13 protein-coding genes are annotated in these 12,634 nt (G+C 76.7%); 4 read left to right on the top strand and 9 right to left on the bottom strand.

The features are described from left to right. Positions 1–74: 74 nt before the first annotated feature. Positions 75–1,499 (bottom strand): type I glutamate--ammonia ligase, encoded by a 1,425-nt coding sequence (glnA, locus tag WDZ17_RS10140; RefSeq protein WP_339575035.1) that lies wholly within the window; start codon positions 1,497–1,499, stop codon positions 75–77. Between the two features lie 225 nt (positions 1,500–1,724). Between glnA and WDZ17_RS10135 the strand changes: the two genes are divergently transcribed. Further along, positions 1,725–2,153, top strand: a complete 429-nt coding sequence (locus WDZ17_RS10135; RefSeq protein ID WP_339575034.1) for an RDD family protein — start codon at positions 1,725–1,727, stop codon at positions 2,151–2,153. Between the two features lie 20 nt (positions 2,154–2,173). On the opposite strand, the gene WDZ17_RS10130 is transcribed toward WDZ17_RS10135, so the two are convergent. From WDZ17_RS10130 to WDZ17_RS10115, 4 genes are all read right to left on the bottom strand, one after another. Further along, positions 2,174–2,350 (bottom strand): hypothetical protein, encoded by a 177-nt coding sequence (locus tag WDZ17_RS10130; RefSeq protein ID WP_339575033.1) that lies wholly within the window; start codon positions 2,348–2,350, stop codon positions 2,174–2,176. A gap of 42 nt (positions 2,351–2,392) precedes the next feature. Continuing rightward, complete coding sequence (locus WDZ17_RS10125) at positions 2,393–3,190, bottom strand: DUF4191 domain-containing protein (RefSeq protein WP_339575032.1); 798 nt, start codon at positions 3,188–3,190, stop codon at positions 2,393–2,395. Between the two features lie 60 nt (positions 3,191–3,250). Next, on the bottom strand, positions 3,251–4,255 hold the full coding sequence (gene lipA, locus WDZ17_RS10120) for a lipoyl synthase (protein WP_339575031.1): 1,005 nt from the start codon (positions 4,253–4,255) through the stop codon (positions 3,251–3,253). Between the two features lie 76 nt (positions 4,256–4,331). After that, complete coding sequence (locus WDZ17_RS10115) at positions 4,332–5,771, bottom strand: serine hydrolase domain-containing protein (RefSeq protein ID WP_339575030.1); 1,440 nt, start codon at positions 5,769–5,771, stop codon at positions 4,332–4,334. 19 nt (positions 5,772–5,790) lie between these two features. On the opposite strand from WDZ17_RS10115, the gene WDZ17_RS10110 reads away from it, so the two are divergent. Further along, on the top strand, positions 5,791–6,726 hold the full coding sequence (locus WDZ17_RS10110) for an LLM class F420-dependent oxidoreductase (RefSeq protein ID WP_339575029.1): 936 nt from the start codon (positions 5,791–5,793) through the stop codon (positions 6,724–6,726). A gap of 34 nt (positions 6,727–6,760) precedes the next feature. On the opposite strand, the gene lipB is transcribed toward WDZ17_RS10110, so the two are convergent. Continuing rightward, positions 6,761–7,432, bottom strand: a complete 672-nt coding sequence (gene lipB, locus WDZ17_RS10105) for a lipoyl(octanoyl) transferase LipB (protein ID WP_339575028.1) — start codon at positions 7,430–7,432, stop codon at positions 6,761–6,763. Between the two features lie 131 nt (positions 7,433–7,563). Between lipB and WDZ17_RS10100 the strand changes: the two genes are divergently transcribed. Then, positions 7,564–8,613: a Gfo/Idh/MocA family protein gene (locus WDZ17_RS10100; RefSeq protein WP_339575027.1), complete on the top strand. Its 1,050-nt coding sequence runs from the start codon at positions 7,564–7,566 to the stop codon at positions 8,611–8,613. A 9-nt stretch (positions 8,614–8,622) separates the two neighbouring features. Here WDZ17_RS10100 and WDZ17_RS10095 read toward each other — a convergent pair whose 3' ends face one another. Continuing rightward, complete coding sequence (locus WDZ17_RS10095) at positions 8,623–9,369, bottom strand: Type 1 glutamine amidotransferase-like domain-containing protein (RefSeq protein ID WP_339575026.1); 747 nt, start codon at positions 9,367–9,369, stop codon at positions 8,623–8,625. Positions 9,370–9,553: 184 nt separating this feature from the next. Between WDZ17_RS10095 and WDZ17_RS10090 the strand changes: the two genes are divergently transcribed. After that, positions 9,554–11,536, top strand: coding sequence for a serine/threonine-protein kinase (locus tag WDZ17_RS10090; protein ID WP_339575025.1), 1,983 nt, complete (start codon positions 9,554–9,556; stop codon positions 11,534–11,536). 71 nt (positions 11,537–11,607) lie between these two features. On the opposite strand, the gene WDZ17_RS10085 is transcribed toward WDZ17_RS10090, so the two are convergent. Together WDZ17_RS10085 and WDZ17_RS10080 are read right to left on the bottom strand one after the other, a co-directional pair. After that, the gene (locus WDZ17_RS10085) at positions 11,608–12,261 is read right to left on the bottom strand and encodes a hypothetical protein (protein ID WP_339575024.1); all 654 of its coding nucleotides are present in this window, start codon (positions 12,259–12,261) and stop codon (positions 11,608–11,610) included. 119 nt (positions 12,262–12,380) lie between these two features. Further along, on the bottom strand, positions 12,381–12,634 hold a 254-nt coding region (locus WDZ17_RS10080), incomplete at its 5' end, for a GVDTG sorting domain-containing protein (RefSeq protein WP_339575023.1).

The raw sequence follows: 12,634 nt of genomic DNA, 5'->3' as shown, positions 1-12,634 counted from the left end.
ATCGGGTCGATCTCGTTGGTCCGCTTGTAGTCGATCNCTCTTCCTCCCTCCCCCCCCCCCCCACCGGCGAGGACTCAGATGTCGAAGTACATCTCGAACTCGTGGGGGTGCGGGCGGAAGCGGATCGGGTCGATCTCGTTGGTCCGCTTGTAGTCGATCCAGGTCTCGATGAGGTCCTCGGTGAAGACCCCGCCGCGGGTGAGGTACTCGTGGTCGCGCTCGAGCTCGTCGAGGACGGCGCCGAGGGAGCCGGGGACCTGGTCGATGGCCGCGTGCTCCTCCGGGGGCAGCTCGTAGAGGTCCTTGTCCACCGGCGCCGGCGGCTCGATGCGGTTCTGGATGCCGTCCAGGCCCGCCATGAGCATGGCCGCGAAGGCGAGGTACGGGTTCGACGAGGGGTCCGGCACGCGGAACTCGATGCGCTTCGCCTTCGGGTTGCTGCCCGTGATCGGGATGCGGACGCAGGCCGAGCGGTTGCGCGCCGAGTACACGAGGTTGACGGGCGCCTCGTAGCCCGGGACGAGGCGGTGGTAGCTGTTGACCGTCGGGTTGGTGAAGGCGAGCAGCGACGGCGCGTGCTTGAGCAGCCCGCCGATGTACCAGCGGGCGACGTCCGAGAGGCCGCCGTAGCCGCGCTCGTCGAAGAACAGCGGCTCGCCGTCCTTCCACAGCGACTGGTGCACGTGCATGCCCGAGCCGTTGTCGCCGAAGAGGGGCTTGGGCATGAAGGTCGCCGTCTTGCCGTGCTGGTTCGCGACGTTCTTGATGACGTACTTGAAGAGCATGACCTTGTCGGCCGACTTGAACAGCTCGTCGAACCGGTAGTTGATCTCGGCCTGCCCCGCGGTGCCGACCTCGTGGTGGGCGCGCTCGACCTGCAGGCCGAGGGCGTCCAGGGCCAGGACCATCTGGTCGCGCAGGTCGGCGAAGTGGTCCACCGGCGGCACGGGGAAGTAGCCGCCCTTGTAGGGCGTCTTGTGCCCGAGGTTGCCGCCCTCCTCCGCGCGCCCGGTGTTCCAGGCGCCCTCGATCGAGTCGAGGTGGTAGTAGCTCTCGTGCTGGTTCGTCGCGAAGCGCACGTCGTCGAAGACGTAGAACTCCGCCTCGGGCGCGAAGAAGGCCGTGTCCGCGATGCCGGTCGAGCGCAGGTACTCCTCGGCGCGACGGGCGATCTGGCGGGGGTCGCGGGAGTACGCCTCGTCGGTGAAGGGGTCGACGATGCCGAAGTTGACGACGAGCGTCTTCTCCGCGCGGAAGGGGTCCACGAACGCCGTCTCGACGTCCGGCACGAGCTTCATGTCGGACTCGTGGATGGCCTGGAACCCGCGGATCGAGGAGCCGTCGAACATCTGGCCCGTCGTGAAGAAGTCGGCGTCGACGGAGGCGGCCGGGACGGTGAAGTGCTGCATCACCCCCGGGAGGTCGCAGAAGCGGACGTCGACGAACTTGACGTCGTTCTCCGTGATGTACGCGAGGACCTCGTCGGCGGTGGTGAACATCCACACTCCTGGGCTTGTCGTCGGGGGCTTGTCGTCGGGGGCTTGTCGTCGGGGGCTGGTCGCCGGCGGCGAGCCGGCCCCGGGTGGCGCGGGCGGCCCCTGCTCGGTCGGCGAGACCGTAGGAGGAGGCCGTTGCCCACCCGTGTCCCCAGTGTTTCCGGCGTGTTGCGCGGAGTCCGGGCGACGCGCCGACGGGGTCGACCCGCGCTTGGCTAGCGTGGCGGCGTGGCGTCGCGTGCGGGGACCGGGTCGGACGGCACCGCGGGAGCGGGCGGGGCCCTGCCGGGCCGACGGCTCGGGCTGCCGCGCGACGGCTCGCGGTCCGTGGCCCGCGTCGGGCGCCGCCTGGTCGGTGTCGTCGTCGACTGGCTGCTCGCGACGCTCGTCTCGCAGGCCCTCCTCGGCGGGAACCCGTGGACGACGCTCGGGGTCTTCGCCGTGCTGCACGTCGTCGGGGTCGCCACCCTGGGCGGCAGCCCGGGCCACCTGCTCCTGGGGATGCGCGTCCTGCGTCTGGCCGGGGGGTGGCCGGGTCCGCTGCGGGCGCTGACGCGGACGGTGCTGCTCTGCGTCGTCGTCCCCGCGGCCATCTGGGACGCCGACCAGCGGGGCATGCACGACCGCCTCTCGGGCACCGTGCTCGTGCGGCGCTGAGCCGGGCCCCCGCGCCCGGCCTACCCCTGCGGCGGGGTCGGTGCACCACCCGTCTCGCCCCGCCACCGCCGCCGCGCGTCGAGCGTGCCGTGACGGACGGCGAGCCGGACGACGGCGTAGAGGACCAGCGCCGTGACGGCGAGGGCGAGCACGGGGACCAGCAGCGCCACGACGGTGTGCGCGGGGTCGAGGGCCATGGCGGCACCGTAGGCGGTGACCCCGTGGTCAGGGGACCGGCGTCAGCGGCCGCGCGCGGCCTTGCGGTCGGGACGGGCGCGCATCGGGTCGACGCCCTTCGGGACGGGCATCCGCATGCCGCCGATGGCCCGCAGCCGGCTGCTCACCTGGGAGAGCTCGCCCTTGGTCATCACCGGCTTGAGCCGCTGGACCCGGCGCGCCAGCTTCGGGAGCGGCACCTGGTCCTCGCCGCGGCCGGCCTGCAGGACGTGGACCGGGACGCTGGGGACGACGCGGGCCACCTTGCGCCGCTCGGCCTCGAGCAGCTTGCCCACGCGGTGCGGCGGGCCGTCGCCGACGAGGACCACGCCGGCGCGCCCGAGCCCGCGGAAGACCGAGTCCTGCGTGCGGGGGTCCACGGCGACGGGCTGCTCGGGGAAGTCCCAGCCGCGGCGGATGGAGCGCAGCGCGGCACCGGCGGCTCCGGGTCGGCCCTCGATCTGCGCGAAGGCGGCCCGTTCGGCCTTGCGCGCCAGGACGACCATGGCGCCGAGGACGGCCAGCGGGATGCCGAGGACGAGCAGGTAGATCGGGTGCCCGGTCGCGAAGCCGATGACCAGGGCCAGCGCCAGGACGACCACGACGACGCCGAGCATCCACCAGACGACGGACGGGTCGGCCTTCCGCGTCATGTCGAAGACCTGGCGCATCTGCGCCAGGCGGCCGGTGGGGCGTCCGTCCGGCCCGACCTTCGGGCGCCGGCGGCGACGTCGCATCGCCGCCAGCGGGCCCCTGCCCCCGTCGCCCGCCCCGGCGGTCCCGGTGGAGGCGGTGGGCGGGGCGGGTGCGCGGCGAGCCATGCGGGCGAGGATACGGGCCGCACGCCGCCGGGCCCACGACCCGCTTCGGGCCGGGGCGGGTCAGGAGCGGGCGAGCAGGCTCGAGGCCTCCTGGCGCGCCGGCTGCTCGACGTCGAGGTGGGAGAGCTCCTCGGGGATGACGGCGCCGCGACGCTTCATGGCCCCCGCCCACAGGCGGCCGGCGCGGTAGGACGAGCGCACGAGCGGCCCGCTCATGACCCCGGCGAAGCCCATCTCCTGCGCGGCGTCCGCCAGCTCGACGAACTCCTCCGGCTTCACCCAGCGGTCCACCGGGTGGTGCTTCGGGCTCGGGCGCAGGTACTGGGTGATCGTCACGAGGTCGCAGCCGGCCCGGTGCAGGTCGCGCAGCGCGTCGACGACCTCCTCGGTCGTCTCGCCCATGCCGAGGATCAGGTTCGACTTCGTCACGTGGCCGGCGTCGCGGCCCATCGTGATGACGTCGAGGGAGCGCTCGTAGCGGAAGGCCGGGCGGATGCGCTTGAAGATGCGCGGGACCGTCTCGACGTTGTGGGCGAAGACCTGGGGACCGGCGTCGAGCACCTCGCCGACGAGCTCGGGGACACCGTTGAAGTCGGGCACGAGGATCTCCACGCCCGTGCCCGGGTTCAGGGTGCGGATGGCGCGGATCGTCTCGGCGTAGAGCCAGGCGCCGCCGTCGGGGAGGTCGTCGCGGGCGACGCCGGTCACGGTGGCGTACCGCAGGCCCATGGCCTGGACGCTCTCGGCCACGCGGCGGGGCTCGTCCCGGTCCAGGGGGGACGGGCGGCCGGTGTCGATCTGGCAGAAGTCGCAGCGCCGCGAGCACTGCTCGCCCCCGATGAGGAAGGTGGCCTCGCGGTCCTCCCAGCACTCGAAGATGTTGGGGCAGCCCGCCTCCTCGCACACCGTGTGCAGGCCCTCGCGCTTCACGAGGCCCTTCAGCTCGCTGTACTCCGGGCCCATCTTCGCCTTCGTGCGGATCCACGACGGCTTCTTCTCGATCGGCGTCTCGGCGTTGCGCGCCTCGACGCGCAGCATCTTGCGTCCCTCGGGTGCGACCGTCACGGCTCGAGGGTACGGGGCGGCCGGCCCCGCCCCCGGACGGGGGAGCGGGGCCGACGGCGCCTCCCGGGGCGCGCGCTCAGGCGCGCCAGCCGCCCTCGTCGACGCCGCCGGGGACGTCGGCCGCGGGGTCGTAGGGCGTCCGGGTCATCCGGAACGTCGAGAGGTCCAGGTGCGAGGGCGTCCCGTCGCCCCTGCGCACCACGCGGAGCCGTTCGCCCGCATAGTAGGCGTCCAGGCCCACCCAGGTGCCGTCCCCGGTGGGGGAGCGGCGGAAGCGGGAGGAGCGGCCGGGACGGCCGAGGCCCTCGAGGAGGAAGCCGTCGGCCTCCGAGCGCACGACGAGCGGGGAGGGGCCCCAGTACCAGGGGCCGACGAGCTCGAGGACGTCGTCGGCGACCGGGCTCGGGGACCAGGGCTCGGGCAGCCGCGGCTCGGCCTCGGCGAGGGTGTCGAGCAGGCGCAGGGGGAGGTCGCCGAAGCCGGTCGTCGAGCTCGTCATGGCGACGACGCCGTCGCCGCTCGCCACGTCGACCTGCAGCCCGGCGATGAAGCCGGGCATCGAGCCGCCGTGGCCGACGAGGCGCCGCCCGGCGAGGTTCCAGACCTGGACGCCGAGGCCGTAGCCGACGCCCCACCCGGCGCCGCGAGGGTCGTCCACCGCCTGCGGCGTCGTCATGAGCCGGCGCGCCTCGTCGCTGACGACGCCGGCGGCGGTCGGCGAGCCCGCGAGGAGGGCGGCGAAGCGCGCCATGTCCGGCACGCTCGCCCAGACCTGGCCCGCGGGGGCCATCGCGCCGGCGTCGTGCTCGGGCTCGGGGAGGACGACGTCGGCCCAGGGGTGGACGGCGAGGCCGGCGGCGGAGTCCTCGTCGCGCCGGAACCCGGCGCGGTCCATGCCCAGCGGGTCGAGGACGTCGGCCTGCAGCGCCTCGTGCCACGGCCGTCCCCGCAGCCGGGCGAGGAGCTCGCCGAGGACGGCGAAGCCCGTGTTCGAGTAGTGGAAGCGCGTGCCGGGGCGGTGCCGTCGGGCGTCCGCCGTGAGCGCGGGCGCGAGGGCCGCCCAGTCACCGCCCGGCGTGCGCTCCCACCACGGCCCCGCGCCGTCGTTCTCCGCCTGCAGGCCGGAGGCCTGGCCGAGCAGCTGCCCCACGGTGAGGGCGCCGACGTCGGCGCGGTCGGAGCCCAGCTCGGGCAGGTGCCGCCCCACCGCGTCGTCCAGGTCGAACAGCCCCGCGTCGTGGGCGCGCATGAGCGCGGTGGCGACGAGCGGCTTGGTGATGGAGCCGATGCGGTAGCGCGTCGTCGGGGCCGGGGCCGCCGGCGGCTCGCCCGGCCCGCTCGTGCTCCCGCGCGCCGCCCACCAGACGAGGCGGCCGTCGCGCACCAGGCCCGCGACCACCGACGGCAGTCGGCGGTCGACCTGCTCGCGGGCCAGCAGGTGGAGCAGGCGGTCGGCGGTGGCGGGGCGCAGGCTCGTCCCGTCGGCGGGGTCAGGGGTGGGGGCGGTGTCGGTCACGGGCGCCAGGATGGCGCGCATGGACCTCCGCGTATTCACCGAGCCCCAGCAGGGCGCCACCTACGACGACCTCCTCGCGATCGCCCGCACGGCCGAGGCGGCCGGCTACGACGCCTTCTTCCGCTCCGACCACTTCCTCGCCATGGGCGACGGCGACGGGCTGCCGGGCCCCACCGACGCGTGGACGACGCTCGCGGGGCTGGCGCGGGAGACGCGGACCATCCGCCTCGGCACGCTCGTGACGTCGGCGACGTTCCGGCACCCCGGCGTGCTGGCCGTCCAGGTCGCGCAGGTCGACCAGATGTCCGGTGGCCGCGTCGAGCTCGGGCTCGGCTCCGGCTGGTACGAGGCCGAGCACCGCGCCTACGGCATCCCTTTCCCCGACGTGCGCGAGCGCTTCGACCGGTACGCCGAGCAGCTCGCCGTCGTCACCGGGCTGCTCGGGACGTCGGCGGGGGAGACGTTCTCCTTCACGGGCGACCACTACGAGCTCTCCGACTCCCCGGCGCTGCCCAGGCCGGTGCAGCAGCCGGTGCCGGTCGTGGTCGGCGGCGGCGGCAAGCGGCGCACCCCCGCGCTGGCGGCCCGGTACGCCTCCGAGTTCAACCTGCCCTTCGGCTCCGTCGAGGACGTCCGCACCCAGTTCGGCCGTGTGCGCGCCGCCTGCGAGCAGGCCGGCCGGGACGCGCGCGAGCTCACGTGGTCGAGCGCGCTCGTCGTCTGCGTCGGCCGCGACGACGCCGAGGTCGCCCGGCGGGCCGCGGCGATCGGGCGCGACGTCGAGGAGCTCCGGGCGAACGGCCTGGCGGGGACGCCGGACGAGGTGGTCGAGAAGATCGGCCGCTACTCCGCGGTCGGGTCGCAGCGCACGTACTGCCAGTTCCTCGACCTCGGCGACCTCGACCACGTCGAGCTCGTCGCCGAGCGGGTCATGCCGCAGGTGACGGCCCTGTGACGGGCGCCACCTCCCGCGGGTGAGGACGGCCGGCTCAGCGCGCGGCGGCCGCCCCGGCGGGGGCGGCCGCCGGCAGGGTCGTCGTCAGGTGCCGCTCCACGACGGGCAGCGCCTCGGCGACCGTCACGGCCCGGCCCAGCTCGGCGCTCAGCGTCGTCACGTCGGCGTCCGGGATGCCGCACGGGACGATGCCGCCGAAGCCGTCGAGGGTGTTGTCGCAGTTGAGGGCGAAGCCGTGCATGGTCACGCCCTGGGCGACGCGGATGCCGATGGCGCCCACCTTGCGGTCGCGGTGGCCCGGCCGCCCCGACCCGTCGCCGAGCACCCAGACGCCGCTGCGTCCCTCGACCCGCTCGGTGGCCAGGCCGAGATCGGCGCACGCGTCGACGAGCACCTGCTCGGTGCGCCGGACGTAGGCGACGACGTCGACCGGGTCCGGCAGCCGGGTGATCGGGTAGCCGACGAGCTGGCCGGGGCCGTGCCAGGTGATCTTCCCGCCGCGGTCGACGTCGACCACCGGCGTGCCGTCGAAGGGGCGCTCGTGCGGCAGCGTCCGCCGGCCGGCGGTGTACACCGCCTGGTGCTCCAGGAGGAGGACGACGTCCTCGGCCCCCGCGACGACCTCGGCGTGCGCCGTGCGCTGGAGGTCCCACCCGCGCCGGTACTCCACCGCGTCCGACCCGAACCCGACGTGCTCGAAGCGCATGGCTCGACGGTACGCCGCGGCGGCGGCTCGCCCGATCGCCCGTCGGCGCGGCAGGATCGGGGGATGCCGTACCCGTGCCCCCGACCGCGCCCGGCGGTCCCCGCGGTTGTCGCTGCTGGACCGGGCCCCGCGTGAGCGGCGCCGTGCGCGTCGGCCTCGTCGGCTACGGCAGCTCGGGCCGGGGCATCCACGCCCCGCTGCTGCAGGAGGCCGGGCTCGACGTGGCGCTCGTCGCCACGTCGTCGCCCGAGCGTGCCGCCGCGGCGACCGCCGACCACCCGGACGCCCGTGTCGTCCCGGACCTGGGGGCGGTGCTCGCGGCCGGCACCGGCCGCGGCGGCGTCGACCTCGTCGTCCTGACCTCCCCCACGGGCGTGCACGAGGAGCAGGTGCTCGCCTGCGTCGCCGCCGGGCGGCCCGTGCTCGTCGAGAAGCCGCTCGCCGTCGACGCCGCCGGGGCCGCGAGGTGCGTGCGGGCCGCACGGGCCGCGGACGTGCCCCTGACGGTCTTCCAGAACCGGCGCTGGGACGACGAGCAGCGGGCGCTCGCCGCGGTGCTCGCCGCGGGCGAGATCGGCGACGTGCTGCGGCTCGAGCGCCGCTGGGAGCGCTGGAGGCCGGTCCCGAAGGACCGCTGGCGCGAGAACGCGCCGCCCGCCGACGGCGGCGGCCTGCTGCTGGACCTCCAGAGCCACCTGGTGGACTCGGCCGTGCAGCTGCTCGGGCCGGTGGAGTCGGTGTACGCCGAGGTCTCGGCCGTCCTGACGCCCGCGGAGGACACGACCTTCCTGGCGCTGCGGCACGCGGGCGGGGCGCGCAGCCACCTGTCCGCCGTGAGCGCCGCCGGCGCCCCGGGCCCGCGCACGCGGGTGCTCGGCACCGGGGGCGCCTACGTCGTCGTCCCGTTCGAGGGCGAGGTCTCCGGCTTCGCCGGCGTGCTCGACGACGCACCGGGGTGCACGGGGTGGGTCGTGCGCGGCGCGGAGCGCACGCCCGTCCCGACCCCGCCGGGCGGTCACGCCGACCTCTACCGCGCGGCGGCGGCGGCCGTCCGCGGCGAGGGCGCGTGGCCGGTGGACCCGGCCGACGCCGTCGCGGTGCTGGCCGTCCTGGACGCCGCACGCGCGAGCGCGCGCACCGGCGAGGTCGTCCCCGTGCGGGTGCCCGACCTCGCGACCTGAGCCCGTCCGTCAGGGCTGGGGCAGCAGCCGGGCGTCCAGCACGGTCTCGACGGCGCGGGGGCTCGCGCCGGTGGCGTCCCGCTCGACCCGGTACCCGCGGGCGGACGGCCGGTCGGTGACGACCTCGACGAGCTGGGTGCCGCGGTACACGAGCCCGGCCCCGTCGTCGGTGCAGTGCGTGAGGGGCAGGTCGCCGGCGGCGACGGCACGCTGCACGAGCGGACGGCGCTGCTCCTCGGAGTCGTAGTGGACGCCGTTGCCGTAGGGCAGCAGCGCGAGGGCGTCCGTCACCAGGCGCAGGTCCGGGCCGAAGGAGTCCGTCGGGCCGCCCACGTGCCAGCACAGGGACCCGGCGCTGACACCGGCGAGGACGACCCCGGCGCGCCAGGCCTCCTCGAGCACGGGGGCGAGCCCGTGCAGGCGCCACAGCGCGAGCAGCCCGGCGACGCTGCCGCCGCCGACCCACACGACGTCGGCGCCGAGCAGCAGGCCGCGGACGTCGTCGTGGCTGGGCATCGGCAGCAGGGCGAGGTGCTCCATCGCCATCCCGGCGACCCGGGCGGCCTCGGACAGCTCGGCCGCGAACCATCGCTGGTCGCCGCCCGCCGTGCCGAGGTGGACGACGCGGGGGGAGCGGCCCTCGCAGCCGGACAGCTCGACCGCGTGGTGGACGAGCCCCGAGAGCTCCAGCCGGGTTCGACGACCGGGGCGGAGGCCGCCCGAGGTGGCGAGGACGGTGGGGGTGTCGGCGGGCACGCCCCGCATCGTGCCCCCGCCCGCCGCGCGGCGCCCGGACGGGGGTGGCGCCGGGCGCGGCCGGGCTCGGGGTGGTGCCGGAAGAGGGGTGCCGGGGGAGGGATGCCATGGGGGATGCCGGGGGAGGGGGCGAGGCTGTGGACGACGCCTGCGGCGCTCCCGTGCCCCGGGGTGGGATGCACGCGTGACGGGACGGCATGCGGCGGGGCGACCCCCGAGGGGCAGCGGTGACGGCGACGGGGACGGCGACGGGGACGGGGGGTGGTCCGGGCGCGGGGAGGGCGGTCCCTGGTGGGAGCGGCTCGGGCCGGCCGGTGGGTCGCTGCGCTGGCCGCTCGGCCCTCCCGGTGCGGCCGCGCCGGTCCCCGAGGGCGTCGGGCCGGCCGCCCGGCCCGGGCCGGACGGGGGCCGTGGTGACGGCTGCCCGGTCGGTGCCGGACCGGACGACGGTCCCGAGGGGGCCGGCGACGGGCGAGACGAGGGCGGGGAGCGGCCCGTCGTCACCGGCTACGTCGTCGAGCGGCGCCTCGGGCGCGGCGGCAGCGGCGAGGTGTGGCGGGCCCGTCGCGAGGGGACCGCGCCGGGCGAGGGCGCGCCCGTGGCGCTCAAGGTGCTGCGTGCGTCCGTGGCCGGTGACGCGGCGGCGCGACGCCGGCTGGAGCAGGAGGCGTCGTTGCTGGCCTCGCTGAGCGACGAGCACGTCGTCCCGCTGGTCGCCGTGGTGGCGACCGCGCCGCCCCGCGCCGCCACCGTCCTCGTGCTCGAGCACGCCCCCGGCGGGAGCCTCGCGGCGCTCGTCGCCCGCCGGGGCGCCCTCGACGCGGCGGAGGTCGTCACCGTGCTCGTACCCCTCGCCGGCGTCCTGGACCGCCTGCACGCCGGAGGCGTCGTGCACGGCGACGTCTCGCCGGGGAACGTCCTGTTCGCCGCGGACGGACGTCCGCTGCTGGGTGACCTCGGCACGGCGTCCCTGCTCTCGTGCGGCGCCCCCGTGCCCGGGCGGGAGGACGGGAGCGGCCGACCGGTCGAGCACGACGACGTGCACGCCACCGCCGGCTACGCGGACCCCGACCGTGCGGCGGGCGGAGGCCCCACCGCGGCCGGTGACGTCTTCGCCCTCGGCGCGTGCGCCTGGCACGCCCTGACGGGGGTCCGACCGGGCTCCCCCGAGGTCCGCCCGCCGCTCGTCACGCTCCGCCCCGACCTGCCGCTCGACCTCGTCGACCTCCTCGAGGACTGCCTCGAGCTCGACCCGGCTCGCCGGCCCGCCGCCGCCGACCTCGCGCGCCGCGCGTGGGAGGCCGTCGAGGCGGAGCCGGTCCGCCTCGTCGGGACGGACCCGCTGGCCCCTCCGGACGAGGTCATCACGCACCGCGTCCGGGCGGCCGCGCGTCGGTCGACGCCGGAGCCGGTCACCCCCGCACGGCGCCGGCCGCGGCGGCCGCGGGCAGGGACGCTGCTCCTGGGTGGTGCGGGCGTCGTCGCGCTCGTGGTCCTCGCCGTCGTCGGGGGGACGGCGGTCCTGCCGGTCGTCCCGACGGCCGACCGCGGCGGCGAGGTGGTCGCCGGAGCTCCGGCGCTGCCGTCCGCCCCGAGGACGTCGTCCCCCGGGCCCGCAGCCACGCCGTCCTCGGCGGCCACCACGCAGGCCCCCGCTCCCGCTCTCGCCACCAAGGCCCCCCCGGACGAGGTGGCTCGCACGGGCCCGCAGGAGGAGGTGGCGCAGGAGGAGGCGGCGCAGGAGGAGGCGGCGCAGGAGGAGGAGACGCTGCGCGGCGACGACCCGGTCGCGGTCGTCCAGGCGCTGGCCGACGTACGGGCGCTGGCCTTCGCCACGCGCGACGAGCAGGTGCTGCGGCGGGCGGTCGAGCCCGGGTCCGCGGCGATGGCGGCGGACGAGCGCTCGATGGCCGCCCTGGCCGCCCGGGAAGGACGGCTCGAGGGCCTCCAGGTCGAGGTGCTCTCCGCGACGCGCGTGGACCCGGCGGAGGTGGTGGACGGCGCCGCGCTCGTCGACGTGCGCACGCGCACCTCCGGCCACCGGCTCGTCGGCGACGACGGTGAGGTGCTCGACCAGGTGCCGCCGACGGAGGACGTGCAGGCACGGCTGTCGCTCGTGCGGGAGGCGGGGGCCTGGAGGGTGGCGGACGTCCTGCCCGTGCCGTGAGGCGTCCCGCACGGTCCTTCTCGCGGTGCGGTCGGGAGCCGCCGCCGAGGCCGCTGACGCCCCGGGACTCCTCACCGCGAGGTCGGCGGGCCCTCGTCCTCGACGGAGGTGACGACGGCTGCGGCGTCGCCCCCGGCGACGTCCGGACCGTCGGCGCCCGCGGCCTCGCCGGTCACGACGACGTCGGCCGTGACCGTGCGGTCGGTGCGCGAGACGAAGCGGTAGGTGCCCGGGCGGTCCGGTGCCGGCACGGTGACGAGCTGGACCAGCGGGACGTCGACGCGGACGGCGCCGTCATCCGTCGTCAGCACCTGGTCCGCCGTCGTGTGGTTGACGAAGGAGATGGAGGCCCCCGGACGGACGGGGCCGAGGACCTCGGTGCCGCCGTCCGCCGCGAGCATCACGGTGACCTCGAGGTCGCCGTGGTCGTGCACGACGCGGCCGTCGGCGCCGATCTTCGTGCCCGGGGCCAGGGCCACGGACGCGGTGCCGGCCCCCGCGCCGTCGGCCGTGCCCGCGTCCGCGCCTGGGCCTGCGCCGCCGCTGGGGGAGGGGCTCACGAGGACCGTCCCGTGGTGGCCGGACCGCGCCGTGGTCGTGTCGTCGTCGCGGGTGCTCCCGGCCCCGACGACGAGGGCGGTGAGGAGCAGCAGCGAGGTGCCGGCGGCCGCGCCCTGGAGGGCGCGTCGCAGGGCGCGGTGGCGCGGGGGACGTTCCGCGGTCACGGGGACCTCCTGTCGAGCAGGGGCCGGGGCCCGGAGGACGAGGACGGCCCGGGCCCGAGGCTGCTGCCCCGGACCCGGGCCGTCTGCGCGCGACGCCGTCAGCGCCGCGCGGGCGGGTCTCAGCCCTGCTGGGCGCTGCGACGACGGGCGACGACGACGCCCGCCGCGCCGGCGGCCACGAGGGCCGCGCCGCCGACGACGAAGCTCGTCGTCGAGGTGCCGGCGGTGCCGCCGGCGCCGGTGTCGGCGCCGCCGCCCGGCATCGACATCTGCGCGACGTCGAGCGTGCCGCAGGCGGCCGGGTCGGTGGCCTCCTCGGGCAGCGACGGGTCGAGGTCCGAGGGGACGTCGCCGTCGTACTGGCCGGAGCCGT

The sequence above is a fragment of the Pseudokineococcus basanitobsidens genome (assembly GCF_037482545.1).
Taxonomy (GTDB): domain Bacteria; phylum Actinomycetota; class Actinomycetes; order Actinomycetales; family Quadrisphaeraceae; genus Pseudokineococcus; species Pseudokineococcus basanitobsidens.
The sequence above is the reverse complement of the archived record's forward strand: the minus strand, read 5'-3'. Positions and strand labels throughout refer to the sequence as shown.

Excerpts from the sequence above, each read along its gene's own strand:
- WDZ17_RS10110 (WP_339575029.1), top strand. The coding sequence starts at position 5,791 with ATGGACCTCCGCGTATTCACCGAGCCCCAGCAGGGCGCCACCTACGAC.
- glnA (WP_339575035.1), bottom strand. The coding sequence starts at position 1,499 with ATGTTCACCACCGCCGACGAGGTCCTCGCGTACATCACGGAGAACGAC.
- WDZ17_RS10125 (WP_339575032.1), bottom strand. The coding sequence starts at position 3,190 with ATGGCTCGCCGCGCACCCGCCCCGCCCACCGCCTCCACCGGGACCGCC.
- WDZ17_RS10130 (WP_339575033.1), bottom strand. The coding sequence starts at position 2,350 with ATGGCCCTCGACCCCGCGCACACCGTCGTGGCGCTGCTGGTCCCCGTG.
- lipB (WP_339575028.1), bottom strand. The coding sequence starts at position 7,432 with ATGCGCTTCGAGCACGTCGGGTTCGGGTCGGACGCGGTGGAGTACCGG.